At 64.9% G+C, this 24,998-nt stretch carries 24 protein-coding genes and 1 pseudogene; 12 read left to right on the top strand and 13 right to left on the bottom strand.

All coding sequences use genetic code 11. The features are described 5' to 3' along the window. Positions 1-111: 111 nt before the first annotated feature. The 4 genes from AB4099_RS32785 to AB4099_RS32770 form a co-directional block, all read right to left on the bottom strand. Positions 112-1,728, bottom strand: a complete 1,617-nt coding sequence (locus AB4099_RS32785) for a sulfatase-like hydrolase/transferase (protein ID WP_441481147.1) — start codon at positions 1,726-1,728, stop codon at positions 112-114. A 54-nt stretch (positions 1,729-1,782) separates the two neighbouring features. After that, a complete protein-coding gene (locus AB4099_RS32780; protein WP_441481146.1) occupies positions 1,783-2,319 on the bottom strand; it encodes a hypothetical protein in 537 nt (178 codons plus the stop codon). 531 nt (positions 2,320-2,850) lie between these two features. Then, on the bottom strand, positions 2,851-3,432 hold the full coding sequence (locus AB4099_RS32775) for a class I SAM-dependent methyltransferase (RefSeq protein WP_441481145.1): 582 nt from the start codon (positions 3,430-3,432) through the stop codon (positions 2,851-2,853). A 353-nt stretch (positions 3,433-3,785) separates the two neighbouring features. After that, positions 3,786-5,249, bottom strand: a complete 1,464-nt coding sequence (locus AB4099_RS32770) for an acyltransferase family protein (RefSeq protein WP_441481144.1) — start codon at positions 5,247-5,249, stop codon at positions 3,786-3,788. Positions 5,250-5,327: 78 nt separating this feature from the next. On the opposite strand from AB4099_RS32770, the gene AB4099_RS32765 reads away from it, so the two are divergent. The 3 genes from AB4099_RS32765 (at position 5,328) to AB4099_RS32755 (ending at position 6,619) form a co-directional block, all read left to right on the top strand. Beyond that, positions 5,328-5,975, top strand: a complete 648-nt coding sequence (locus AB4099_RS32765) for a lysozyme (protein ID WP_441481143.1) — start codon at positions 5,328-5,330, stop codon at positions 5,973-5,975. Continuing rightward, positions 5,972-6,223, top strand: a complete 252-nt coding sequence (locus tag AB4099_RS32760; RefSeq protein WP_441481142.1) for a hypothetical protein — start codon at positions 5,972-5,974, stop codon at positions 6,221-6,223. The genes AB4099_RS32765 and AB4099_RS32760 overlap by 4 nt, the downstream gene beginning before the upstream one ends. Before the next feature lie 123 nt (positions 6,224-6,346). Next, a complete protein-coding gene (locus AB4099_RS32755) occupies positions 6,347-6,619 on the top strand; it encodes a hypothetical protein (RefSeq protein ID WP_162768345.1) in 273 nt (90 codons plus the stop codon). A 180-nt stretch (positions 6,620-6,799) separates the two neighbouring features. On the opposite strand, the pseudogene AB4099_RS32750 reads toward AB4099_RS32755, so the two are convergent. Next, a pseudogene (locus AB4099_RS32750) lies at positions 6,800-7,600 on the bottom strand (class I SAM-dependent methyltransferase). On the opposite strand from AB4099_RS32750, the gene AB4099_RS32745 reads away from it, so the two are divergent. The 7 genes from AB4099_RS32745 to AB4099_RS32715 all read left to right on the top strand — a co-directional run bounded on the left by AB4099_RS32745 (position 7,599) and on the right by AB4099_RS32715 (position 15,134). Beyond that, positions 7,599-7,829: a hypothetical protein gene (locus AB4099_RS32745; protein WP_113517432.1), complete on the top strand. Its 231-nt coding sequence runs from the start codon at positions 7,599-7,601 to the stop codon at positions 7,827-7,829. The pseudogene AB4099_RS32750 and the gene AB4099_RS32745 overlap by 2 nt on opposite strands. An 8-nt stretch (positions 7,830-7,837) precedes the next feature. After that, positions 7,838-9,022 carry a MalY/PatB family protein gene (locus AB4099_RS32740; RefSeq protein WP_441481141.1) on the top strand — a complete coding sequence of 395 codons (1,185 nt, stop codon included), beginning with the start codon at positions 7,838-7,840 and terminating at the stop codon, positions 9,020-9,022. Positions 9,023-9,212: 190 nt separating this feature from the next. Then, complete coding sequence (locus AB4099_RS32735; protein WP_113517434.1) at positions 9,213-9,605, top strand: hypothetical protein; 393 nt, start codon at positions 9,213-9,215, stop codon at positions 9,603-9,605. Between the two features lie 327 nt (positions 9,606-9,932). Continuing rightward, a complete protein-coding gene (locus AB4099_RS32730; RefSeq protein WP_441481140.1) occupies positions 9,933-12,839 on the top strand; it encodes a hypothetical protein in 2,907 nt (968 codons plus the stop codon). A gap of 65 nt (positions 12,840-12,904) precedes the next feature. Next, a complete protein-coding gene (locus tag AB4099_RS32725; RefSeq protein ID WP_441481139.1) occupies positions 12,905-13,945 on the top strand; it encodes a TAXI family TRAP transporter solute-binding subunit in 1,041 nt (346 codons plus the stop codon). Then, on the top strand, positions 13,942-14,583 hold the full coding sequence (locus tag AB4099_RS32720) for a hypothetical protein (protein ID WP_441481138.1): 642 nt from the start codon (positions 13,942-13,944) through the stop codon (positions 14,581-14,583). Before AB4099_RS32725 ends, AB4099_RS32720 begins: the two co-directional genes overlap by 4 nt. 47 nt (positions 14,584-14,630) lie before the next feature. Then, complete coding sequence (locus tag AB4099_RS32715; protein WP_441481137.1) at positions 14,631-15,134, top strand: DsrE family protein; 504 nt, start codon at positions 14,631-14,633, stop codon at positions 15,132-15,134. A gap of 125 nt (positions 15,135-15,259) precedes the next feature. Here AB4099_RS32715 and AB4099_RS32710 read toward each other — a convergent pair whose 3' ends face one another. The 5 genes from AB4099_RS32710 to AB4099_RS32690 all read right to left on the bottom strand — a co-directional run bounded on the left by AB4099_RS32710 (position 15,260) and on the right by AB4099_RS32690 (position 19,617). Further along, on the bottom strand, positions 15,260-16,045 hold the full coding sequence (locus AB4099_RS32710) for an anti-sigma factor family protein (protein WP_441481136.1): 786 nt from the start codon (positions 16,043-16,045) through the stop codon (positions 15,260-15,262). Beyond that, the gene (locus tag AB4099_RS32705; RefSeq protein WP_441481135.1) at positions 16,042-16,569 is read right to left on the bottom strand and encodes a sigma-70 family RNA polymerase sigma factor; all 528 of its coding nucleotides are present in this window, start codon (positions 16,567-16,569) and stop codon (positions 16,042-16,044) included. Before AB4099_RS32705 ends, AB4099_RS32710 begins: the two co-directional genes overlap by 4 nt. Before the next feature lie 88 nt (positions 16,570-16,657). Then, positions 16,658-18,118: a YncE family protein gene (locus AB4099_RS32700; RefSeq protein ID WP_441481134.1), complete on the bottom strand. Its 1,461-nt coding sequence runs from the start codon at positions 18,116-18,118 to the stop codon at positions 16,658-16,660. Between the two features lie 12 nt (positions 18,119-18,130). Then, on the bottom strand, positions 18,131-18,646 hold the full coding sequence (locus AB4099_RS32695) for a DUF305 domain-containing protein (protein ID WP_441481133.1): 516 nt from the start codon (positions 18,644-18,646) through the stop codon (positions 18,131-18,133). A 230-nt stretch (positions 18,647-18,876) separates the two neighbouring features. Next, a complete protein-coding gene (locus AB4099_RS32690) occupies positions 18,877-19,617 on the bottom strand; it encodes a class I SAM-dependent methyltransferase (RefSeq protein ID WP_441481132.1) in 741 nt (246 codons plus the stop codon). Between the two features lie 397 nt (positions 19,618-20,014). On the opposite strand from AB4099_RS32690, the gene AB4099_RS32685 reads away from it, so the two are divergent. Beyond that, on the top strand, positions 20,015-20,485 hold the full coding sequence (locus AB4099_RS32685; RefSeq protein ID WP_441481131.1) for a hypothetical protein: 471 nt from the start codon (positions 20,015-20,017) through the stop codon (positions 20,483-20,485). 212 nt (positions 20,486-20,697) lie between these two features. Further along, positions 20,698-21,690, top strand: coding sequence for an Ldh family oxidoreductase (locus tag AB4099_RS32680; protein ID WP_441481130.1), 993 nt, complete (start codon positions 20,698-20,700; stop codon positions 21,688-21,690). Here the strand turns inward: AB4099_RS32680 and AB4099_RS32675 are convergent. From AB4099_RS32675 to AB4099_RS32665, 3 genes are all read right to left on the bottom strand, one after another. Beyond that, the gene (locus AB4099_RS32675) at positions 21,680-23,233 is read right to left on the bottom strand and encodes a DHA2 family efflux MFS transporter permease subunit (RefSeq protein ID WP_441481129.1); all 1,554 of its coding nucleotides are present in this window, start codon (positions 23,231-23,233) and stop codon (positions 21,680-21,682) included. The genes AB4099_RS32680 and AB4099_RS32675 overlap by 11 nt on opposite strands. Further along, positions 23,226-24,329 carry an HlyD family secretion protein gene (locus tag AB4099_RS32670; protein WP_441481128.1) on the bottom strand — a complete coding sequence of 368 codons (1,104 nt, stop codon included), beginning with the start codon at positions 24,327-24,329 and terminating at the stop codon, positions 23,226-23,228. The genes AB4099_RS32675 and AB4099_RS32670 overlap by 8 nt, the downstream gene beginning before the upstream one ends. 139 nt (positions 24,330-24,468) lie before the next feature. Continuing rightward, the gene (locus AB4099_RS32665) at positions 24,469-24,969 is read right to left on the bottom strand and encodes a MarR family winged helix-turn-helix transcriptional regulator (RefSeq protein ID WP_113514331.1); all 501 of its coding nucleotides are present in this window, start codon (positions 24,967-24,969) and stop codon (positions 24,469-24,471) included. Positions 24,970-24,998 lie beyond the last annotated feature (29 nt).

Genomic DNA, 24,998 nt, shown 5'->3' with positions numbered 1-24,998 from the left:
ATCGTTCGGTCGCGATGCCCGCCGCGGGGCGAACATCGTACTCCCGCCCAATCTTGCCAAGCCGGCGATTTGTAGATTGACCCTGCTTCGACCTTCCGGCTGACTTCCGTGTCAGTCCTTTACCGCGCCTCGATCCCGTTCAGTGGCTTCCTGTACCGGCGGTTGGATGCCTGACCAATGGAGAAAGCTTCCGACAAGAGAGGTAATGTCCTTTAACTCCGAGGATTCAGTGCTTCCCCCTTTCCGCCAATTATCTGCCATTCGGTAGAACGTAATGAACGGCATGTCGGCAGCAAATTTATCAAGTGCCGAAGAGCTGTAAGTGGCGCCGATGCTCGGCTGATGATCCCCGTAGTACAGCAGGGCGACGCGCCGCTTGTGATCGCCCAATTTGGTTTCGAGCGCCCTGAACTGCGTCAGACTGTCATTCAAGCGATTGATATAATCGGCGACGGCGCCGTTGGAAGCCTTGGTCGCATCGTATGGGCCGGGATATAGGCGCTCGATTTTGCTCTTGTTGTGAGGGCCATGATTATACATGCCGGAGACAAATATCATCCTCGGCCGATCGCTCGGGGTAGAGAGAATTGACAGCGCTTTCTCGATGAGCAGGCCGTCCCGAATCTGCGACCATTCATTGGGAAGATCTAGATCCTTTGCATCAAGGAACTGTTCAAAGCCATAGCTCGCAAACATGCGTCCAGCGTGATTGGTTTTCGATGCCGTCGAGTATAAAGCAATTGTCCTGTATCCCGCGTTTTTCAGCCTCTCAGGCATGCAATTCGTCAGAAAGGGCGAAAGAAAGAGATTGGGATAGGATCCTGCCATGCCGAGCGGCCGGTGGCTCTGCTCACAAAGCAGCTCAAACTCCGAGATCATGCTGCGGCCGCCGAAGACATTAGTGCGCAGGGAGCCGTTCATACTATGAAAATTTTGGCTAAACGCAAAATGTATAGGATTATTGCCTTTGTATTCGTTTAGATAAGCGGGGTCAAAAACCGATTCTACATGATAAATAATAACGTCAGGGCAATTATTGGCGCAATTTATCGTTGCTTGAGTCTTGTGATTTTCTGAATCCATGCCATTGCTAATGAATATTCTTTTGGCATTGTCTTTGACATCCAGCATCTGCTTAATGCTATGGGCCAAGTATGAGATGCGAACTCCGGTATTTACCGATAGCTGAGAGTAATACCGTAGATTATTTAATCCAGTATAATAATACCCTGTGAAGAAGCTAGATGCGGTCGCAATGAACGAGATGGAAAGAATAATCGCTACCAAGTGGCTTCCGAACTTGAATCCAGATTTCCCCGCGCTGCGAAGATCAAGAGCTACACAACCGCACATCACAAGGGCAATCAGAAATATGATTCCAAGCGAAGAGAAAAATATTCCAGGGTATGTATAGATTAGTGAAAAATCGTCTCGCACCCAGCGCCAAATAAGTGTTGCATCAATGGGGTGTAGCACTTCGCGGAGATAATTGTATTTTACTTCATTTATTTTGATTAATCCAAGAATTATCGTAAGAAAAGACGTGGATACGAATAAAGGCAGCCTGGTTAGATAGGCGGAAAGCAAGAGGGCAGAAAACAACACAAAAAATGCCGAGACGGACGCCTGAAGAATGAGTTCGTTTCTTGAAATGACAAAAATCGCAACCGTTGTCGCCAAGAATGAAGCGGCGACGAGAATAAAGTATATACGCGTAGGCGCCTTCAAGATTTCTTCTCCCGCTCCGTCTTGCCCGATCGGAATCGCCGTTCTAGGTCAAATTTATTGCTTGATGGCCACTATTCGCATGCCGGCGGGGCCAAAAAACTCCAAGCGAGATGGCAAATGCCTTACATCGACGTCGTAGTTGGTTGGTGGAGCGACACGATAGTCGAGGCTGATCGTTGTTAGGGTATAGCAGCGGATCCAGCATAGATCCGGTCCGATTAGAGCGTATATGTCAGGACGTTCTCCGGGGCGCGGAACCTCGGCGATCCGACCATTTGACATCGCAAAGAACGTTGAACCCGGCTGCCACCAATCTTGCAGCAATGGCGGGACGTGTTCTGCGAGTTCGACGCGCCAGATTCCGGCAATCTCCGGTGGCTTCGATAGACTTGTAAATGCACTGAAGCCCGAAAAGAGCAGAGCGATTGCGAGAGAAGTAGAAACTGAGATAGGATAGCGCTTGAATTGGGCGACTAACAGGCTGAGATTTCCGGCCACGTCAAAACGTATCTTGCCCAACTTCGGATCTCGCGGGCCGGGCACATTCATCGCGGCAATCGACCGATCTGTCTCTATCACTTTCTCAACCAAGATAAACAAGCCGGCCCAACTGACGATAAACCAGAAATTTCTCTACTTGCTTCGCTTTCGGTTAGCCAGCAATTTTTTGATCTCGACCCACGCCCCCCTATCAGCCCCCAGGTCGCCCCAACCGGCGGCCCTTTTTTGCTCGGAGCGCAGAGGCGACACGTCGTATCAACGATGAAGGCCTGGCGCTGATCAAGCGCTGGGACGGATGCCGGCTCGGCGCCTATCGGGACGTGGCCGGGGCGCCGACGATAGGCCCCGGCTAAACTGGGCCGCATGTCCGGCCAGGGCTGCGGATTGCGCCGGAGGAGGCGGAGCGGCGGCTGCTGCAGGATCTCGCCCGGTTCGAGCGCATCGCTGCGACCTTGGTCAAGGTGCCGCTGAGCGAGGGGTAGTTCGCGGCGCGCGCCTCGCTTGCCTTCAATCGCGGCGAGTGGGGCGACTAGTGACGCCCGATACGCGCCAATCTGGAGATCGAGAGCGCCGCATCAACCCCACGCACTCGAGGGTGATGCAGCGTTCATTGCGTGAGCGTCACGAGGCTGCAGGCGGCGCCTCCGGCATCTCCGGCTGAACCGGCTCCAGCGGCTTCCTGGCTGTCAGGTTGAGCGAGAAGAACTCCCCGAAAGGAGCGTGGGCCATTGAGTTGTCCCAGAAGTCCTCTGCGATGAAATGCGGTTCATGCGGATACTCCGCCATGTCGACGAAGCCGATATTGCGCATGATGTGGGAGAGCCAGCAGAAGTTCCAGCCGGTCTTGTGAAAGTCGTACTGGTCGGTTTGTCCGCCATAGAGCAGGCCCACCCAGGGCGAATGCCCATCCTTCTGGAAATGGTCCCAGTTCTTGACGTAGATCTTCACGATCTTGTCGATATCGGGAACAGAGATCCGGATCGTTCCACCAGGCTGGAGCACGCGAAGCCAGGTCGACAGCACCTCGACCGCCTCGGTGTGAGAAAAATGCTCGAGCACGTGGCAGGCATAGATCGACGACGCGTAATCGTCCGGGAACTTTTCCAGCGTGACGACGCTGTCGACGATGTCGACGGATTCCTGAGGCGTAATGTCGACGTTGCAGAAGCCTTCGGCGCGCCGGCCGCCGCAGCCCAGATGCAAGTCCCGCGGAAAATCCTCGATCGACGGGGGGGGCGGCGGGGGAGGAGGGGGCGGCGGCAGAGGCTCGGGAGGCAACAGGCCAAGAATCTTGCGGCTACGGTATGAAACTGACGCCAGAATCCGCTGAGCAATTGCCATGAGTACTTCCGTGAGGGTGTGTCTTTCCCGCCCCTAGCACGGCAATGCCCCGGCAATAAAGTTCCGAAGCGGAAGAGGTCGCCGCCGTTGGACGGCTTTCCCGATCTGGAGGCCCCCGCCGCTTTGACGAAAAGCCCTGCGCAGACGTTCGCCGCGTTCTTCGGCGCCGATCCTGACGTGGCGGCGACGGTTCGGACGGAGTCGAATTTCGAGGTTCAAGTCTGCAGCCTGGCTTCCGAGCGCCCGGGCATGCGAGCAAACATGGCTTTCAGCCATAGACGTGACGGTTGTTCGATCAAGAGGAATATGCCCGCGCTCACTGCGGAAGAAACAGCGCAGACGATGATGAATAATACAGGCGCCGGCAGTTCACTCCCGAGATGGTGCATGTCGGCGTAACGAAGGATCAGCATGTGGGTCATATAGACGGAGAAGCTGATCTCGCCTGCAAATAACAACGGCCTAAAATTCAGTGCGTCAGCGACGGGGCCGGGCAGGCTCAGCGCGAGGATGAGAGTGCATCCAACGCCGACATTGACCACCCACAAACCGAAGAAGCGGACAAAGAACCCACTTGGCCCAACGGCCACGATCTCCTGTTGATAATAGAATGCTGCCACGGCCAGAACGACGAGGGCGGGCTGGATCAGTCGAGCTGTCGGTAATCTACGAAACCTGGCCGCCGCGGCGCAGATCGCAATCCCGAGGGCAAATTCCCACAATCGGGCGGGCGGCCAGTAGAATGCAATCGAATGGCAAGTGGGCGCGTAGGAATCGCCTGCTGCCTGGAACGCGGCCTGGCTATTCCAGCAACCAATGCTGGTCGCCCACCCGATCGCTGTGACGGACGAAACGGCAGTGATGGCCAGCGCCAGGACCCAGCCGCGAGCGATGAGCAACGGAAATATGAGATAGAAAAACCACTCGTGCGAGATGCTCCAGGCCGGGACGTTGAATGCCTGCGCTGCAAATGTGCTGGCCGACCAGGCGTGAGTGAGCGTTAAGCTGGCAGCCAGATAGGATGGCGCGATTTGCACGAGGTGGCGACTGCTATCGAACAGTGCGTGAGACGCCAATAACGTCACGGCCTGAACTGGAAACAACCGCCAAAATCGCGAGATGACGAATTTTAATACATCAGAGCCGCCAGACAATTTCGGAAAATTGTAGGCCAGGATGAACCCGCTGAGGATGAAAAACCAACTCACGGCGATGTTCCCCAGAGGGCCCATCCAAGGCGCCGCAATCGTCGGATGATAGCCCGCGAAATGCGTCGCTACGACCATGATGGCGAAGACGAACCGGATCGATGTTAGGGCGGGAAGTGGGGCGTTTCGGGCCACGAGCACCTTGCTGTCAATGTCTGATCGCGGCGACGCAACACGATAAGTTCCTGCTGCCTGACCTTGATGGGCGATATCGTCGCCATGACAGAGGTGCCGGTTTTCTGTGACTTTATGACGGCCTCGGCGCGCAAGCGCAGGCTTTGAGATTCCGGATATCGCTGAGGTCGGAGGCCGTTCATCGCCATCGACACAGTGGTGAACACACCGGTCTTCCCTGGCGGCACATCGGGAGCGGATGCGGAGAGGCGCCAAGCTGTCATGGCCTTCATGCCAAATAGTGGCGGGCTGAAGTTGCCTCCCCGAACTCGCGAGTAACCCGCCACGCTGCGCCATCACGCGCCGCCTTCAGGCGACTTTCCTTGCCCCGCCCGGTCTCAGTAGCGGGGCCTTTTTATGCACGGAGCACAAACCATGACACGTCGCATCAGCGATGAAGGCCTGGCGCTGATCAAGCGCTGGGAGGGATGCCGGCTGACCGCCTACAAGGACGTCGCCGGCGTCCTGACGATCGGCTATGGCTCGACGGGCGCCCATGTCCGGCCGGGGCAGCGGATCACGCAAGGCGAGGCCGAGCGGCTGCTGCTGCGGGATCTCGCCCGGTTCGAGCGCGCCGTCGCGACCCGGGTCAAGGTGCCGCTGAACGAGGGGCAGTTCGCGGCGCTCGTCTCGTTTGCCTTCAATGTCGGCGAGGGCGCGCTCGCCCGCTCGACGCTGCTGAAAAGGCTCAACGCCGGCAGCTATGACGCAGTGCCATCCGAGCTGATGAAATGGGTCCATGCCGGCGGGCGAAGGCTCGAGGGCCTGGTCAACCGGCGCTCGGCCGAGGCCGGCCTCTGGGCGCGCGGCTCGCATGTCTCGGGCAACACGGTCGCGGCGCGCCCCGCAAAACCCCCGGTCGTGACTGTAGACAATGCCATCAAGGTCGCGACGCCGCTCTCAGGCCTGCTCCAGGCCTTCACCAGCGGGCCGGCGCAGCTCGTGCTGGCGCTCGCCTTCGTGTGTGGGGGCGGTTTCCTGCTCTGGCGCTGGCATCGCGCGCAGCAGGAGGCGGCGGCGTGAGCGCGCTTTCCGCACTCTGGGGCCGCTTTGCCGGGGCCATCGCAGCGCTTGGCGCGCTGCTCGCACTCCTGCTCGGAGCCTACGCGAAGGGCCGGCGCGAGGGGAAAGCAATCCTTCAGGCCGAGCAGGAGCGCGCGCGCCGAACAGCCATCACTGACAAAGGGAAGCGTGACGATGAGATCGACAGCCTTGGCCCTGCTGCTCTCGAGCAGCGCCTTCATCGCTGGCTGCGCCGGGATGGCCGGTGATTTCTGCGACACCGCCCGCCCGTTCCGGCCGACAGCCCATGCTGTGGCGGCGATGAGCACCCGCGAGAAGGCGGATGTCGTGAAGCATAACGAGCATGGCGAAAGGCAATGCGGATGGACGCCGTGAAACCCCGCCTCTCTGTCAGCCTCGGCAACATTCTCTCGATCGGGATGACGATCGTCTCGCTGGTGGCGGTGATCGTGACCGTCAGCCTGTCCTATGGCCAGTTGCGCGCCAAGGACGATGTCCACGACATGCGGATCGCCATCGTCGAGGCGCAGCTCGCCAAGCGCGAGAATGCCGAGCAGGCGGCGAACAATCGCCTCTCGACCATCGAAGGCGATATCCGCGTGATCCGCCAGATCCTCGAAGGCGTGCGCCCGCCGCCGCGATAGGCGCGGATACGCGCAACGGCCATCAGCCCCATTTCATTTCGCCCGCCGGTCCCGTCATGGGGCCGGCGGGCGCCTTTTTGCGTTTGGCTCTGTGAATCCTGGCCTGCCGGCCGTGTCGGCAAGGGCAGGGGGCAAGGGCAAGGGGGCGAAGCAGACTACGCTCCGCCGAGAGACGCTCGCCTAGCCCTGGGCCTTCCGGCTCAGGAACAGCCCGATCTGCTTCTCGGCTTCGAGCACGCCGTTCCCTCGCGCGAAGGCGGCCTCGATCGCGTCGCGAAACCTGGCGAGCTCTGCCTCCGTCGCCCTGTCTCCCGGCGGATAGGAGGTCAGCGCCAGGAAGACGTCGTCAGGCGAGGTCACCCGCAGCCGCGCCGGCTGCTGGGCAAAGCTCACGGTGCCGAACTGCGCTCGCATCAGCCGCTCGGCGGCCGCATAGCCGAAACTCGCTCCTGCCGGATCGACCGGGTCGCTGCCAAAGACCGTGGTGAGTTCGTAGAGCGCCTGCAGATTGCCGATATCGTTGGTCGGGACCGCAAGACAGCCGCCGGGTTTGAGGACGCGCGCCATCTCGGCGATGGCCGCGGCGGGATCGGGCAGATGGTAGAGCATATGCATGGCGATGACGGCATCGAACGACTCGTCCGCAAAGGGCAACGCAGCCGCGTCGGCCGCTTCTCCGCGGACCGATCCGAGCGACAAGGCCTGGCAGCGCCCGAGCGCCTCCTCGACCATCCCCAGCGAGAGATCGGCGAGCGTCAGGTTGATCGGCCGCGGCAGCTGATCCACCACGCTGGCCCAGAACCAGCCCGGGCCGCAGCCGATATCGAGGACATGGTCTCCGGAGCGCAGCGGCAATTGCCCGGCCACCCATGGAAACCAGCCCGTCTCGGAGATGCTCTACTGGCTGTGGAGCCGGCCCCGCGCCGCAAGCTTGCGGCTGTCGCTATATTGCTCGGCATTGTCCGTGATGATGGCTGTCATGCGGCGTTCCCATCCCTGTCTCGGCGGCCCGGCTGAGACCATAGCGAGCGCCGGCAATGCCTGCTATGGCCCTAGCTGCTCCGCTCGGCGCAGGCGCAGCAACTTCCGGGAACGACAAGGCGCGCGCGCCGCGCTCGCCTGGATTGCGCGCGTCCTGCTGGCGCTGGGCGCTCCGACGCGGCATTGCTTCTCCTTCGACACGGCCTCTCCGAAACGGCCCTTCACCTGAGGACCCTGATGACCATCGCTCAGACATTCGACCAGTGGATCGACCGCCGCGGCACGCATTGCGCGAAATGGGACACGATGGAGACCCATTACGGGGTTTCGCCCGCCGGTGGGCTGGCGATGTGGGTGGCCGACATGGATTTCCGGCCGCCCGCCTGCGTGCAAGCTGCGGTCGAGGACATGGCGGCGCATGGCATCTACGGCTATTTCGGCGATGAACGGGCGAGCAACGAGGCCATCCGCTGGTGGATGAAGACCCGCCATGGCTGGGAGTTCGATGAGAAGGCGATCTTCACCACTCATGGGCTGGTGAACGGCACGGCGCTCTGCGTCGATGCCTATACCAACCCCGGCGACGGCGTCATCGTGATGACCCCGGTCTACCACGCCTTTGCCCGCATCATTAAGGCGGCGGGCCGGCAGGTCGTCGAATGCAAGCTCGTGAACGAGGGTGGTCGCTACCTCCTCGATATCGCCGGCTGGGACGCGCAGATGACCGGCAACGAGCGCATGCTGCTGCTCTGCTCGCCGCATAATCCCGGCGGCCGGGTCTGGACCCGCGACGAGCTGCGCGAGATCGCGCAGTTCTGCGTGCGTCACGACCTGATCCTGGTCTCCGACGAGATCCACCATGATCTGGTCATGCCGGGTCACACGCACATCGCCATGCCCGTGGCGGCGCCCGAGATCATCGACCGGCTGGTGATGATGACGGCGACGACCAAGACCTTCAACATCGCCGGCTGCCATTCCGGCAATGTCATCATCCCCGATGAGGCGCTGCGGGCTCCGTTCCGGGCGCGCATGAACGCGCTCGGCATCTCGCCGAACTCGTTTGGCATGGCGATGGCGACCGCCGCCTACAGCCCCGAGGGCGCGGCCTGGGTCGACGAGCTCGTCGCCTATCTCGACGGCAATCGCCGGCTCTTCGACGAAGGCGTCGACAGCATTCCCGGCCTGCGCTCGATGCCGCTGGAGGCGACCTATCTCGCCTGGGTCGATTTCTCCGGCACCGGCATGGAGTCGAAGGAGTTCATCGCGCGGGTCGAGAAACAGGCGAAGATCGCGGCCAGCCATGGCGCGACCTTCGGCTCCGGCGGCGACAATTTCCTGCGCTTCAACCTGGCGACGCAGCGCGCCAATGTCGCCGAGGCCGTGTCGCGCCTGAAGGATGCTTTCGCCGACATGCAGTAGCAGCGGCCTTCCACATCCTCCCGGCGCCTGGCGCTACCTCAGCCCTGCTGGCCTGGGGCGGCGCCGGAGCCCGGACGGTGAGGTGGGGTTGCACCAGCCGCGCTTTGAAAGCCGCAACGGCCGGTCCATGGTTCGCCTCGCGCTGGGGAACGTCCGGGCGCATTCCCATTCCGGGGCGGAGGAATAATCGATGAAGCAATGTTCTTTGGCGGGGCTGGTTCTGACCATCGGCCTGGCGCTGGCCGGGTGCCAGTCGACCACCGAGGCCGTGCAGAACAAGGAAGACATGCTCTCGGCGGCGGGCTTCGTTCCCCAGCCGGCCAATACGCCCGAACGCCAGGCGACCTTGCGCAAGTTCCCGCCCAACAAGTTCGTCCAGCAGGTCAAGAACAACCAGATGGTCTATGTCTATGCCGACCCGATCGTCTGCCAATGCGTCTATTTCGGCGACCAGACGGCCTATGCCCAGTTCCGCCAGATGGTCTTCGCCAAGAAACTGGCCGACGAACGCCAGATGACGGCGGCGATGGCGCAGGATGCCTTCGATTTCGGGCCCTGGGGCGGCCCGGGCTTCATGTTCTGAGGCGCGGGGCAGGCACGGACCCTGACCCTCCTGCGCTGCCATCGATGATGAGACACGCGGCGCGGCTGAGCCCGCGCTGCAGCCATGCCGTGCCGGCCATGGCTGGGACAAGGCGGCTGCGCCCCCGCCGATCGGGCCTGCGCGCCCCGTTTGCGCGGCAGGAACAAGCGCCAATACTGTGGGTTGTCTTCTGAGCCGGGCGAATTGTGGCGTCATTGGCTCATCGTGTGTAACATTCGCGCGGGCTGCCGGGGTGGATTGGCGTTCCCGGGCAGGCGAATGGAGATTTCATGGTCCGATAAGACCGCCTGAACAGGCGTCTGCCAAATGCGCAACGCGATCGAAACCGCACCGAAAGACGGGACATTCATCATCCTCGAGGATGATTCGAGTGGAACCTACGACGTTGCTCACTGGCTGTCTGCGACAGCGCAATGGGTCGGCAAGAACAACGAGCCGGTCGCGATCACGCCGACGCATTGGCATCCACTCGCTCATGAGAACTACTTTCTTCGGGAGGATGAAGCGCCGGGTGACCTCGAAGGGCGACGGTCGGTATGGCGCCGCTCTCTGCCCTTCGCCGCCGCCACGCTGATGGCGGCGGCGCTGCTGCTTTTCTTCTATGTTCTCGGCAGCCCCGTGGAGCGCGACAGCGACAAGGCCGGCCAGCAGGTCGCGACCCGAGCCGCTCCGTCTCCGGGCCAGGACGGCAAGAGCCAGCAGGCCAGGAGCCAGCAGGCCAGAAGTCAGCAGGCCAGGAGTCAGGACGGAGGGACCAAGGACGTCAGCAACAAGGACGCCCTGATCGCGCCCGCGGCACCACGGCAGACAGAGGCCGGCCGGCCGAGCACGCCAGCAGGCGGCCAGCAGGCGCTCACGTCGCCGCTCCCGGCTGCGCAGCCGCCGGAAGCCCGGGCGGAGGATCCGGTCGATGCCAGGCGTACCCTGGAACAGCTCGATCTCCTGCAATTGCGGGCGCAGGTCGCAAGGAGCGCGGAAGCGCTCCGACGGGAGCGCGAGCAGGCGGCAGCACAGGCGCTTGAACTCACGGCCGCGCGGCAGGAGCTGACGGCCAGCACGGACCAGTATCGCCAGGCCCTCGATGGCGAGCGCGCCCGTGGCGCGGCGCTCGCCAACGATCTGGCGAAGGCGCAGCGCGACGCCGGGATGCAGGCCGAGCAATGGCGCAAGGCGGCCGAGCAGGCCGCCGAACTCAAGCAGGCGGAGACCGCAAGGACCGTCGCCATGGCTGGACAGGAGCGCGAGCAGTCGGCTGCGCTGGCGCGCGAGGTTGCCGCCGCACGCGAGGCCCTGCGCGCGGGTACGGAGCAGCAGCGCCAGGCTCTGGACGAGGAACGCGCCCGCAGCGCGGCTCTGGCGCATGAACTGGTGACCGCACAGCGCGATCTGGAGCTGCAGGCGACGCAACTGCGCAAGGCGGGTGAGAACGCCGAACAGCTGAAGAGCGAGCGTGAGCGGGCAGCCGCTCTCGCACAGCAGGTCGCGGCCGCGCGGCAGGACCTCACCGCCAGCGCGACGCAGCAGCGCCAGGCGCTCGACGAGGAGCGCGCACGCAGTGCCGGGCTCGCAGCCGAGCTGGGGAAGGTCCGGCGCGACACCGAGCTGCAGGTGGCAGAGCTGAGGAGGCAGGCGGAGTCCGCGAGGACGGTGGATGCCGCCAAGACCGCAGACGCCACCAGGACCGCAGACGCCACCAGGGCCGCCGATGCCACCAAGGCCGCCGATGCCCTGAACCAGGAGCGCGAGCAGGTGGCCGCACTCTCCCAGCAGGTCGCAGCCGCGCGGCAGGAGCTGGCTTCCGGCACGGCGCAGCAGCGCCAGGCTCTCGACGAGGAGCGCGCCCGCAGCGCCGCGCTCGCCGACGAGTTGGCGAAGGCGCAGCGCGACAGGGAGATCCTGGCGGCAGAACTGCGCAAGGCGAGCGAGGAGGCCGCCCAGGCCAGGCCGGCGGAGGTCGCAACCGGCGTGACTGCGCAAGGCGACGAGCGCGGGCAGGCGGCGGCACTCGCCGTCGAGGTCGCTTCCGTGCGCGAGGCCCTGGTAACGAGCTCAGCGCAGCAGCGCCAGGCGCTCGACGAGGAACGCGCCCGCAGCGCCACGCTCGCCGAGGAACTGGCGAAGGCACAGCGCGAAGCCGGGACGCAGGCTGCGGAGCTGCGCAAGGCGCATGAGGACGCAGCCCAGCTCAGGCTGGCCGAGGCTGGCAGGACCGCACAGGCGGAGACGGCCGCGGACGCACTGAGGCAGGAGCATGAGAGGGCGGCAGCGCTGGCGCTCCAGGTCGCGGCAGCGCGCGAGACATTGACGACGAGCACGGCGCAGCATCGACAGGCGCTCAACGACGAGCGCGCCCGCAGCGCGGCACTGGCCGATGAACTGGCGAAGGCGCAGCGCGAAGCCGGGGCGCAAGCAGCAGCGTTGCGCAAGGCAGGCGAGGAGGCCGACCAGGTCAGGCAAGGGGAGGTCGCGAAAACCGCAGAGGCGCTGAAGCAGGAGCAGGAGAAGGCGGCGGGGCTGGCGCGCGAGATCGCGGCAGTGCGCGAGGCCCTGGCCACGGGCACGGCGCAGCAGCGCCAGGCGCTTGACGAGGAACGCACCCGCAGCGCCGCGCTCGCCGCCGAGCTGGCGACGATTCAGCACGACGCCGGGATTCAAGCCGAAGCGCTGCGCCAAGTTGAAACGCTTCGCAAAGCGGGCGCGGAAGCGGCACAGGCCAGGCAGGCCGGGGAAACCACCCTGGCGGAGCTGCGCCAGGCTCTCCAGGACGAGCGCGGCAGGGTGGCCGTGATGGCGCGGGATCTCGAGGCGGCAAGGGGCGCAGCCGTTGCGCGCGCGGCGCCCGAGCCTGCACCGGCCAATCCGCCCTCCAGCCTGCTCGCGAGGCCAGTCCCGGAGCCTCGGCCGGTTGCGCCCCCGCCGGTGGCGACGGAGCCGCAGGCCGGTGCGGAAGCGGCGCGGCTGATCGCGCGCGCCGGCGTGCTGATCGGCCAGGGCGATATCGGCGCGGCGCGGGTGGTGCTCGAGCGTGCCGCGGAAACCGGCAGCGCCCGGGCACATTTCATGCTCGCGGAAACCTATGACCCCGCCATTCTCTCGACGTGGAAGACCTATGGCACGCGCGGCGAAGCGGCGAGGGCGCGCGAGCTTTATGCGAAGGCACAGGCCGGCGGCATCCAGGAGGCGAAGGAGCGCTTGAACGGCTTGCGTCAGTAACACGCCCGGGCGGGGGTGACGGCGGCCGAACGGCCGAATGTGGACGTCCAAAGGGGAGTTCGGGAATGATGCTGTTTCCGGGACGATGCCTGCTGCTGCTCGCCGCCTTGACCCTGCTCGTCCCGGCGCTCCCGCCCGGCGATCTGCAGGCGCAGACAACCAGGCTGGAGCCCTTGCGCGCGGCCTCGCCGCGACGCGCGCCCACGCGTGAGACGGAAAAGGATCGGATGAACGCCTGGACCGTCGGCCTTGCCGGCGGCCTGATCGAGGGGGCGCCGCTGCGGCTTGCGGCCGAGATGGCGCGCGTCGTCGATGATGGGCCCAACCTGCTCGTCCTGCCGATCGTCACCCGCGGCGCCACCGAAAACCTGAACTCGCTGCTCTATCTGCGCGGCATCGACACGGCGATCATCAATTCCGACGCGCTGGAAGAGTACAAGAACCAGGGGCCGCAGATCCGGCGGCAGATCAGCTACATCCTCAATCTCTTCCCCTCGGAACTGCATATCTTCGTCCGGCCGGAGATCCAAAGCCTGCAGGATCTCGCCGGCAAGAAGGTGAATTTCAACACTCAGGGCACGGCGGCCGCCTATTCCGGCCCGCTGATCTTCAGCCGCCTCGGCATCAACGCCGACAAGACCTTCATTCCGCATCAGGTCGCGCTGGAGCAGATGCGCAAGGGCGAGATAGCGGCGGTCGTCTTCATCACCTCGAAGCCGGTCGATGCCTTCGTGCGCGGCCGCTTCGAACCGGGCTTCAAGTTCCTGCCCGTGCCCTATGACAGCAAGTTCGAGGATTATTATCTGCCGGCGGTGCTGGAGGCCGGCGAATATCCCGGCCTGATCAAGCAGGGCGAGCGGGTCTCGACCATCGCGGTGCCGACCGCGCTCGTCGCCTTCAACTGGCAGCCCCAGACCAACCGCTATCAGCGCGTCGCCCGCTTCGTCGACATGCTGTTTACCCGGGTTGACCAGCTGCAGGCGCCGGGCTTCGACCCGAAATGGAAGTCGATCAATCTGGCGGCGACCGTGCCCGGGCTCGACCGGTTCTCGGCGGCTCAGCAATGGCTCGACCGTCAGGCGCGTGCGCCGCGGGCGCTGCAATGAACCCGATCCCGCTCTCGATCGCCTTCGCCGCCGCAAGCGGGATCGCGCTCGCGCAAGGCGCACCCGATGCGGCGCCCGACCCGATGGCGCATCTGCGCGCCTGCTCCCAGATGGCGCAGGCCGAGCGGCTGAAATGCCTGGACACGCTCTCGCGGCGCCTGGAGCCGGCGGCGCCTCAGGCGCGCGGGGGCGAGAACTGGATCATCAGCGAAACCACCTCGCCGGTGAATTATAGCCCGATCGTCACCGCCACAGCCTCGGCCCGGGCCGGGGCGGACGGCGCACTGACGCAGCTCGCCATCCATTGCCGCGGCGGCCGCACCGAGCTGGTGGTCTCAGGACCGGCGCTCGCCAGGGGCGGCAGCGACTACACCATCTCCTACCGCGTCAATGACGGCCAGCCGGTGCAGCTTTCGGCGGCGCCGCCTTCCTTTGGCGCTGGCGTCGCCTTCAGGGCCGATATCGCGCAGCTCCTGCTGGCGCTGCCGGAGGAGGGCGATCTCACCATTCGGCTCTCCCCGCGGATCGGCCCCGCCCATGACGGCTCCTTCGCGCTCGGCGGTCTGAAGCGGGTGCGGGAGAAGGTCGCCGCAGCCTGCAACTGGCCGGGCGCGATCGCCCGGCCGCGGAATCCATAGTCCTCGCCATCTACCTCGCAGTCCGCAAAGCACGGGAGAAAACGACCATGACGGGATATGCCAAGGCCATGAGGGTCACGCTGGCCGGCCTCGCAGCATTGCTGATCGCCGCGCCGCCGGCGCTGGCGCAGCCGAAGAAACAGGCGACGGCGCAGGCCGCGAAGCCGGCTGCCGCCGAGAAGACGCCGCATCACCTGATCCTGCAGGTCAATACCAACGAGCCGGCGACGATGAACCTCGCGCTCAACAACGCGACGAACGTGGCGCAATATTACAAGGACCTCGGCGAGAAGGTGGAGATCGAGATCGTCACCTTCGGTCCCGGCCTGCATATGCTGCGCGAGGACACTTCGCCGGTGAAGGCGCGGATCAAGGCGATATCGGCGAGCACGCCGTCGATCTCCTTCAAGGCCTGCGGCAACACCCAGGAGAACATGAGCAAGATGGAGAACAAGGAGATCGGCCTGATCCCCGAGGCGACGCTCGTCAAATCCGGCGTGGTGCGGGTCATGGAGCTGCAGGAGAAGGGCTGGACCTATGTCAGGCCGTAGCCAATGCGATGAAGGCTGCCGTCGTCCTGGCCGTTAGTCTGCGAGCCGGGGGCGGCCACCATCGAACCGCGGAGGCCAGGGGACACGCGGGGTTTGATTGGAGCTTTCCTTGGATGGCGTGACAGTCAAGCGTTGTCGCGGATCTGCCGGCGCGCTGCATCGGCGAGCGGGTGCAGCGCCTCTGCGGGCGTGGCTCCGACGAGGCTGTATCCGAGCCCATTGTCGGACCAGCTGAAGCCGCTCACGCCATCCACCGTGTGGCGAGCCATGGGGGCGTTCGCGTCGACCGTCATCGGTCGCGCCAGCATCACGAGGCGGCTGCCCTTGTCGTCGTCGTACATGAACAGTGCCGCCGGGCCATGCGCCGTCGCCACGATCCGCCCGCCCATGAAGCGATAATCCGAGCCTGAAAGATCGGGTACGGTGATCGGCCGGCCGAGCCGCTGCGAGACCCAGTCAACGAGCTGCGCGCGATCATCCGCCCGGATCTCGACCGGGCGAACCCGGTCCGGCGCATAGACGGCGTAGCTTGCGACGGCTTCGTGGGCGAGCGCCGCCACACCTTCGAGCGGGGACTGGGAGAGGCCGCGCAGCGCCCACCCGCCGGCTCCGCCGAGGATGACGAGCGCAATGGCCGCCGCTGCCGCCGCCCATCTCGGACGCTGCCTCGGCCTCGGCCGCCGCCGCGTCTCGACCAGGCGCGCGAGATCGAGTTCCGGAGGCAGCGGCTCTTCGGCGACCGGGCCCAGCGCAGCGCGCAACATGTCGCGCTGTTCGCACATCCCGGAGACGCGTTTCGCCACATCGGGGTGCGCTTGGAGATAGGCGACGATCTCCGCCTGACGCCTGGCATCGAGCGTCTCGTCGATGAAGCCGTTCAGCTCGTCTTCGGTGATCGGGCGGTGGCTCATTTCACGCTCCGCAGATGCGGGCGGCCGGGCTGCGGCCGCGCCTCGTCGGACATCATCCTCAGGAGCCTGTCGCGCGCGCGCGACAGGCGTGACATCACGGTGCCGACCGGAATGTTGAGCACCTTGGCCGTCTCGGCATAAGAGAGCTCCTCCACCGTGACCAGCAGCAGGACCGTGCGCTGCTCGTCCGGCAGTTGCGCCAGCTTCGCCAGCAGCTCGCGGTAGCGCAGCCCGTCCTCCTGGCGTGCGGACACCGCAAGCCCGCTTGCATCCGCCTCGTCGAGCCCGATATGGCGCGGCCGATGTGCCGTGCGCTGCAGCCGGGTCATCGCCAGATTGTGCAGGATGGTGAAGATCCAGGTGCGAGGGTCGCCATCGGCGCGGCGCTGGTGCCAGCGGCCGATGGCGCGCTCGAGGCAGTCCTGAACCAGATCGTCGGCTGCCGCGCGATCGCGCAGCAGCCCGCGCGCATACCGTCGCAAGGCCGGTATCAGCGGCTCGATCAGGCGAACCATATTCTCCATCACGGGACTCCCGGGAGCGGCTGGGCGCTCTGCCCATGGCGCCGCCGTTTTCGTCGGCGGCGCCATGATCTGGGCTCGTCACTTGGGCTCAGTGCGCCTGGACCTGGACGACGGCGCCGGGTTGGGTCGTGCTGCCCTCGGCGATCACAAGATAGCGCCGCTCGCTGCTCGCGTCGCTCTGTACGATCTGGCGGATCGGTCCGCTCGCATTGACGATGGCCGAACCGGCCGGGTTCGTCATGAAGGCAGACAGCGGCTGCAGCGGCCCGCGTCCCTCGGGATTCCGGGCGAAGGCGAGGAGATAGGGCTTGCGCGGCTCCAGACCGGTGACCGAGGCCTGGAGGATCTGGATCAGGCCCTGGTCGAACAGCGTGACGCTGGTCGGGGCCTGACGCTGCGCACCGCCGGCCTTGGACGGAGCGAGCGCAAGCTGTGCCGTCTGCCCGGCGAGGCCGAGCGGCTGCAGGCCTGCGGCGCCGTCGCCGTCCGGTACGGCATTCGGCACATAGTTCACGGCCTGCGGCGCCTGGCCGATCGGGATCGTGGCGATGACCTTGTTGGTGAGGGTATCGATGGCGGCAAGCGCGTCGGCGTTCTCGAGCCCGACATAGAGGCGCGTGCCGTCTCCCGACGGCCAGATTCCGTGTGGCAGCTTGCCGACGGGTATGGTCGCGACCTGCTCGAACGTGTCGGTCCGGAAGACCTTGACCTCGTTCAGGCCGCCGATGGTGACATAGGCGAAGGTGCCGTTGGCATTATGCGCGAAATTGACGTGGTTGGTGATCGGCCCGGTATCGAGCGTCTTGATCAGATCGAAGGGCGGCAAGGCGCTGAAGACCTGCGTCTTGCCGATATCCTTCAGGGTGAACCAGACCTGCTGCCCGTCGGGCGTCGCGGCGATATTGGGGCAGAAGGGACTATCCTGCTTCACGTGCCCAACGATCTGGTGGTCGGCGACCGTGACGACCACTGTCTCGGGATTGAAGGACGAGCAGATGTAGCCGTATTTGCCGTCCGGCGAGAAGATCTGCATGCCCGGTCCGGCAGGGACCTTGATCCGCGCCTTCTCCTCGAAGCTCACGCCGTCGAGCACCGCGACATAATCCTCGCCGCGCACCGTGACCCAGACCTCCTTGCCGTCCGGGGTGAAGAAGGCCTCGTGCGGCGAACGCCCGACATAGGTGGTGTGCTTCACCATGTTGGTTGCGGTGTCGATGAAGGATACGGCGTTCGAGCCGATCGAGACGACGGCGATCGTCTTGCGGTCAGGCGAAAAGCCCATGCCGTGGACGAGGACCTGGCCCTTGTAGAGCGGGCTGAAATTGCCCGGTTGCGGATCACCGAGCCGGATCACCCCGACGAGCTTGTTGGAGGCCGGATCGGTGACCGAGACCGTGTTGGAGAATTGTTCGGCCGCATAGACCCGGTCGCGGCTGCTCAGGGGGATATCCGGCGCTCCGGCCGGAGCCGGCGCCTGTCCCGCTATGGCCGGAAGCGTGCAGGCGAGCATGGTGCTGGCCATGAGGCCCGCGAGAAGACTGCGTTTCATGAGCTTTGGCTCCTACTTCATCTGCATGGCGGGTGCCGGCCCGTGCGATGTTGCCGACGGGCCGTGCGCATGGGGCGTGGGTTCGGCGGGTTTCGTCGAAACCTGCGTCGGGGCGGCAGCGGAGGGTGGCAGCGGCTGGCCGAGCGCCAGGCGCATCGCGGCGATCTCCTGCTGCTGGGTGACGATGATCTCCTGCGCCAGGCGCCGGATCTGCTCATTTTTGCCGTAGCGCAGCACGGCGAGCGCCATGTCGATCGCCCCCTGGTGGTGCGGGACCATCATCGCGACGAAATCGGCATCGATATCGCCTGTCGGCTTCACGTCCATTTCCGCCATCATCTTGTCCATGGCGGCGGCGTTCTCGGCGAGGAAGGGGGCCTCCCGGGGATAGACCGCGGCCGGTGCGGCCGCGGCCGCGCCGGGGTGGCCGTGGCTCTGGTCGTGTGCGCGCGCACCCGGTGGCGCAGCGAGACAGAGTGCCGCCGCGACGGCGCAGGCCGCTAACCGCGCAAAGGCGTGGTGCTGCATGGTCCTACTCCCTTGAAGAAAACCGATCCTTCAGAGGTGGACTCAGGCGAGGCGTGAATATTCCGGACCGCTGGAAAATTTCTTTGCCGCAATCCGGAGGCGGTCCGACCCTGCCCACGGGGGCATGTCCAGGCTCCCGCCCGGACGTCCCTCACGAGACCCCCGGCCCAACCTGTCCGCAACGGACTTCCCCCATTGCGGACGTGGTTTTGGCGAATGGCCGCAGCCGATCACTCGGCCGCTGATCGCTCCGCGCAGATCAGCAGCATCATCGGCCGCTCGCATTCCTCCGCCAGGCCGGGGTTCTCGGCGATCTGATCGGCTGTCGGGGCAAATTCCTCGACATGGCAAATCGAGAATCCCGTTGCGATCAACGTGTTGAGCGTCGTCGCCAGCGTTCGATGATATTTGAGCACGCCGTCGGTGAACCAGTTGGTCCGGCGCTCGCCTTCGATCGCGTAGCGGTTCACCGGCCAGGTCTTGCGGCCGTCCTCGTCCGCCCACCAACGGGGATGCGCGGCGGCCATGTAGATCGGGTGTTCGATCGTGAACACGAAACGCGAGCCCGGCGCGAGAGACCGGTGCACCATGCGCAGCAAGCGCCCGAAATCAGCGATATAGTGGAAGGTGAGCGCACTGAAGGCGAAGTCGAACGCAGCCTTGGGCAGGTCCAGCAGTTCGAGATCGGCAATCCGGTATGTGACGCCCGCGTCGGAGGTATCCGCGATCGCCCGGGCGATCATCTTCTCCGAGACGTCCAATCCGACCACGGACCTGGCGCCGTGCTCGCGCGCCCAACGGGCAAACCAGCCGAAGCCGCAGCCGAGATCGACGATGCGCTTGCCCGTCAGGTCTGGCAGCATGGCGCGGATCGCCGGCCATTCCGGCGCGCCGGCCAGACCATGAACCTGCCGGGGCAACTGGCTGTAGCCGGCGAAGAATTCGGGGTTGTCATAGATGTTCTGTGCCAATTCATTCACTCCATCAAAGTTCGATGGGACGAGGCACAGGCGTGAAAATGGCCTCGTCCGTTTCCGGCGAGGCTGCAGGGGCGCGATACGCGTGTGTTAACGCGGCGATCGGCTGTCCCGCATCCCGCCTGTTGGGATGCCGGCAGCCCGGGCAACGATATGCGTATCCGTCTCGACCATGCCGGATTTATCGGGAACGGCACGAACCCTGTCAACGCCGCAGCGCGGCCCAATCCGTCCTCCGGTTCAAACGGCAGCCGCTGCAGCAGTCTTTCCCGGCGCCTGAGATAATTGCGTCTCTGTGGGCGCGATTGGCCATTGCCTGCCACAACCTGTGTCGTTACGCGACGGCAGGATCGGCGCCTGAAGAGAACGAATCGCCGGGGGTGGGGGACTGATGATGAAGCTCTTGGTTGCCGCGTTGGGCTGCGCGGTCTTGGTTGGTGGCTGTGCCGGTGCAACGGCGACGCGAACCTCGCAGAACACCATGACGATCGATGCCGGCGCTGCGCCGTCCTGCGGCGCTCTGGGCGCGGCGAAAGTCGCGGCCAAGAGTGCCGCTATCGAGACGATCAAGGCAGGGTACGACCGCTACATCATCGGCAGTGCAGCGTCTCAGAACAATGTCTCGGTCAGCCAGATGCCTGGCAGCGTCCAGACGCGCGGCGCGATCATCGGCAATACCTATCGATCCACGAGCACCTATGTTCCCGGCCCGACCATCGTGAGTGGCACCCATGACAGGCAACTCGAGATCATGATGTTCAGGGAGGGTGAGCCGGGCTACGAGAACGCCCTCGACGCGCGCGAGGCCCTCGGCCCGGAATGGCCCGAAATCGTCAAGAACGGGATCAAGACCTGTCTTTGATCGGTTCGCCGATCTCGCCGTCTTGCGCTGTCGTCATCCCCTTGGGGATGGCGGTGAAAGCGAACACGCAAGGTCCAGCTTATCGTCGCGGCGGCGATGTCAGTGCGGATAGCGCCAGCTACCGTGTGACGTAACGCAAAGCAAAGCTGGACGGGGGCCTGCTCTTCCATCGTATACCCGGCGTTGGCCTTTGCCCCCGCTCGAGGACGATGATGCGATTGACGATTGAAGGCGCGCGCGAGATGGCGCGCCGTGCCGTGCTGGCGGCTGGAGCCAGTGAAGCCGCCGCGGCGTCGCTTGCGGATGCGACGATTGCCGCGGAGCTCGCGGGGCGTCCGTCCGTCGGCTTCGCGCATCTCCTGGACTATCTCGATAGTCTCGTGGCCGGACGGATCGCGGGCTCGGCCATTCCCGAGATCGGTTTTCCAGCCCCGGTGGCGATCCGGATCGATGCCAGGGGAGGGATCGCCCAGCTCGGCTTCGATCTCGCCTTCGATGCGTTGCTGGAGCGCGCCGGGCTTTACGGCCTTGCGCTGCTGAGCCAGGCGAACAGCTATACCGTCGGTGAACTCGGCTACTACACCCGTCGCCTCGCCGAAGCGGGCTTGATCGGGCTTGCGCTTGCCAATGGGCCGGCGCTGGTGGCGGCGGGCAAGAGCCAGGGGGCGGTCTACGGCACCAACCCGCTCTCCTTTGCCGCGCCCGTCGAGGGGGGCGCACCCTTGTTGATCGACCAGTCCTCGAGCGCGACGGCCTTCGTCAATATCAGGCGCGCAGCCGGGACTGGCGAGGCGATTCCGCCGGGCTGGGCCGTGGATGCGAGCGCCCGCCCCACCACCGATCCGCGCGCGGCGCTGACGGGAGCGCTTCTCGCCTTCGGCGGCGAACGCGGCGCCAATATCGCGCTGATGGTGGAAACCCTGGCGGCAGGGCTGACCGGCGCGAACTGGTCGCTCGATGCGCCGTCCTTCGCCGACGGCTGCCGGTCGCCCGGCGTCGGGCTCCTGGTCGTCGCGCTGAAGCCGAGCCTCTTCGCCCCGGATTTTTCAGCCCGGCTGGCTGCGCATCTCGCGCGCCTGGAGGCGAAGGGCGTCCATGTCCCCGGACAAAGGCCGGCTCGCAGCGATATCGAACTGCCCGACGCGCTGCTGGAGGCGATCGCGCGATACCCCCTCGGGCGGAGCCAGCGGAGCGCTACTCCATGACCATCGGATGGTCATCCGACGGCGCCTTCTCCTGCTTCGGGGTGACCAGCAGGGCGAGGAACGGCATGGCCGCGAGGCACAGGATCATCAGCAGCTTGAAATCGTCGATATAGGCGATGATCATCGCCTGCCGAGTGATGACCTCGTCGAGCGCGGCGCGGCCGGCCAGCGTCAGCGGATCCCAGGCGTCCTTGATCGCCGGCATCTCGAACATGCGGTTGAACGGCGTGACGTAAGTCGCGATCTCGGCGTGGTTCACCTGGACATTGCGGGTGAGCAGATAGCTGACGATCGAGATGCCGACACTGGAGCCGATATTGCGCGACAGGTTGTAAAGGCCGGTGGCGTCGCCGCGATCCTGCGGCTGCAGCGTGGAGAAGGTCACAGTGGTCAGCGGCACGAAGAGCAGGCCCAGGCCCGCACCCTGGATGAAGCCGGTGACGATGATCGTCTGCTGCGAGACGTCCGGGGTCCAGCCGGCCATGTCGTACATCGCCCAGGCGCTGACGGCCAGGCCGGCGCCGAGCAGGATGCGGATGTCCACCTTGCCGATGAGCCGTCCGACCAGGAACATGCAGAGCATCGTGCCCATGCCGCGCGGGCCCATGACGATGCCGGCGGTGACGACGGGATAGCCCATCAGCGTTTGCAGATAGGGCGTCATCAACGCCAGCGAAGCGAGATAGGTGATGCCGACGATGAAGATGAAGATCATGCCGACGCTGAAATTGCGATCGAGGAACAGGCGCGGCTTGATGAAGGAGTTCTCTGCCGTGAGGGTGTGGACCACAAGGATGTAGATCGCGGCGACGCAGACCGTCGCCTCGATGATGATCTCGAGCGACGAGAACCAGTCGAGCTGGGCGCCGCGGTCGAGGAAGAGCTGGAGCGAGGCGATGGCGAGGCTGAGCGCGCCGAAGCCGAGCCAGTCGAGCCTGGCCAAGGCGTTCGATTTCGTCTCGGTGACGAAGATCCCGACACCCGCCAGGGCCAGCGCGCCGAGCGGCAGGTTGATGTAGAAGACCCAGCGCCAGGAAATGTTCTCGGTCAGCCAGCCGCCGATGACGGGGCCGAGCACCGGGCCGACCATGACCGAGACGCCGAACAGCGCCATCGCCGAGCCGCGCTCCTCCGGCGTGTAGATGTCGAGCAGGATGCTCTGGGACACCGGCACCAGAGCCGCGCCGAAGAAGCCCTGCAGCAGGCGGAAGCCGACGATCTGGGTCAGCGACTGCGCGGCGCCGCAGAGCATCGAGGCGACGACGAAGCCGATGATCGCGACCGAGAGCACGCGCTTCCTGCCGAAGCGGGCGGCAAGGAAGCCCGATGGCGGCGTCATGATCGCGGCCGCGACGATATAGGAGGTCAGGACCCAGTTGATCTGGTCGGCGCTGGCCGAGACGCTGCCCTGGATATAGGGCAGTGCGACATTCGCGATCGTCGTGTCGAGAGCCTGCATGATCACGGCGAGGATCACGCAGACGGTGATGGCGCCGCGATTGGCGACCACAGGGGTCGCCGCCGTGGCGACGCTATCAGCCATTGTGAGTCTCGGTCTTGCCGAAGAGGTCAGAGACGAAGCTGGGCAGGCCGCGGGCGCGGCCGGTATCGACATCGAGCACGACGCTCATGCCGGCGCGCAAGAGCGGCTTGCCCACGGGCGTGTCGATTTTGACGCGCATGGCGATGCGCTGGACGACCTTGACCCAGTTACCGCTGGTGTTCTGGGCCGGCAGCAGCGAGAAGCTCGCGGCCGAGGCCGGGCTAATGCTGTCGACCGTGCCGGTCCATTCGGCGCCGGGATAGGTGTCGACATAGACCCTGGCCTTCTGTCCCGGGCGGACCCAGGTCAACTCGGTCTCCTTGGGGTTCGCCTGGATCCAGACATGGTCGGCCGAGACCAGGCTGAAGCCGACTGTCGCGTCGGCAAGGTACTGCCCCTTCTGCAGCGAGGGCACATTGGTGACGATGCCGTCCATCCGCGCCTTGACCACGGTGTGGTCGAGTTGGCGGGCAGCCTCAGCCCGGGCTGCGACGCTGTCCTTGTAGCGAGGGTGATCTTCGATCGGCGCATCGGGGTTGCCGTTCAGGCTGGCGGCGATAGCGATGAGCTGGCTCTGGAGCTGTGCGAGCTTCTGCACGGCGCCATCGAGATCGTGCTTGGCTGAATCGTAGGTCACCTGCGAGGCGACCGCCTTGGTCGCGAGGTCCTGCTGACGCTTGAAGGCGGTGGTGTAGTAATCGATATCGGTCCTGGCCTGGGCGATCTGGCTCTGCATCGCCTTGTAGTTCGCCTTCTGCGCTTCAAGATCGTTGCGGACCACGCCGATCTGCGCATTCGCCCGGTCGAGGGCGAAGCGGAACTGCGCGTCGTCGAGTTTGAACAGAACGTCCCCGGCCTTGACCTGCTGGTTGTCGCGCACGTCGATTTCGCCGACGATGCCGGCGACGTCGGTCGAGATGCCGACGATGTCGGCTTGCACATAGGCGTTGTCGGTCGACATGACCTGCCCACCGGCGACGTACCAGTAGCCGCCAGCGGCAAGCGCGACGGGCAGCAATGCGAACAGGATGGAGCGCTTCAGATTGCGCGACTTGGCGCCGGGAGCGGCGTCGGCAGGGGCAATTGACGCCTGCACTGTGCTCTCGGGAGCCTTGGCGACAGGTGCTGGCTGAGCAGGAGGCAGCCTCGGCTCGGGGCGGCGGATTTCGGTCACGTTGCTGGCCGGAGAAGGATCTGAGCCGTCGTTCCGGACCGGTTCGGGTTGTCCCGCTGCATCATCCATGGGTCTTCTGTCCTTCGGCTGGCGGCATCGCACAGGCCGCCGAGAGGTTCCCACGCATCGTCGTGAGGAGGGCGAGGAGCGCCTCGCGCTCGGTTTCGGAGATGTCGGCGAAGGCCTCGGCGCGAGTGATCTCGCCGAGCTCGCGCATCGTCGCGAGGGTCGGCCCAGCCTTTTCTGTGAGGGAGAGCCGCCAGACGCGCCGGTCCGTGGCGTCGTGCCGGCGTTCGATCAGCCCGCAGCTTTCGAGCTTGTCGAGGATGCGGCCCAGCGTGATCGGCTCGACCTCGAGCAGCTCGGCGAGGCCGCCCTGCCGGATGCCCTCGTTCTTGTCGAGATAGGCAAGCACCTGCCATTGCGACCGGGTCAACTCCAACCCGAACCCTCGGGCATTCTGCTCGAAGCGCTTGCGCAGCAGTCGCGCGACATCGTGCAGGAGGAAGCCGACAGTGCGCGAGGGCTGCTCTTTGGTCAGGGCTTTAGGCGTGCTGTTCATAAGCACCCATATATTATTTTAGCTTAAGT

The sequence above is a fragment of the Allobosea sp. 2KB_26 genome (assembly GCF_052115715.1).
Taxonomy (GTDB): Bacteria; Pseudomonadota; Alphaproteobacteria; order Rhizobiales; family Beijerinckiaceae; genus Allobosea.
The sequence above is the reverse complement of the archived record's forward strand: the minus strand, read 5'-3'. Positions and strand labels throughout refer to the sequence as shown.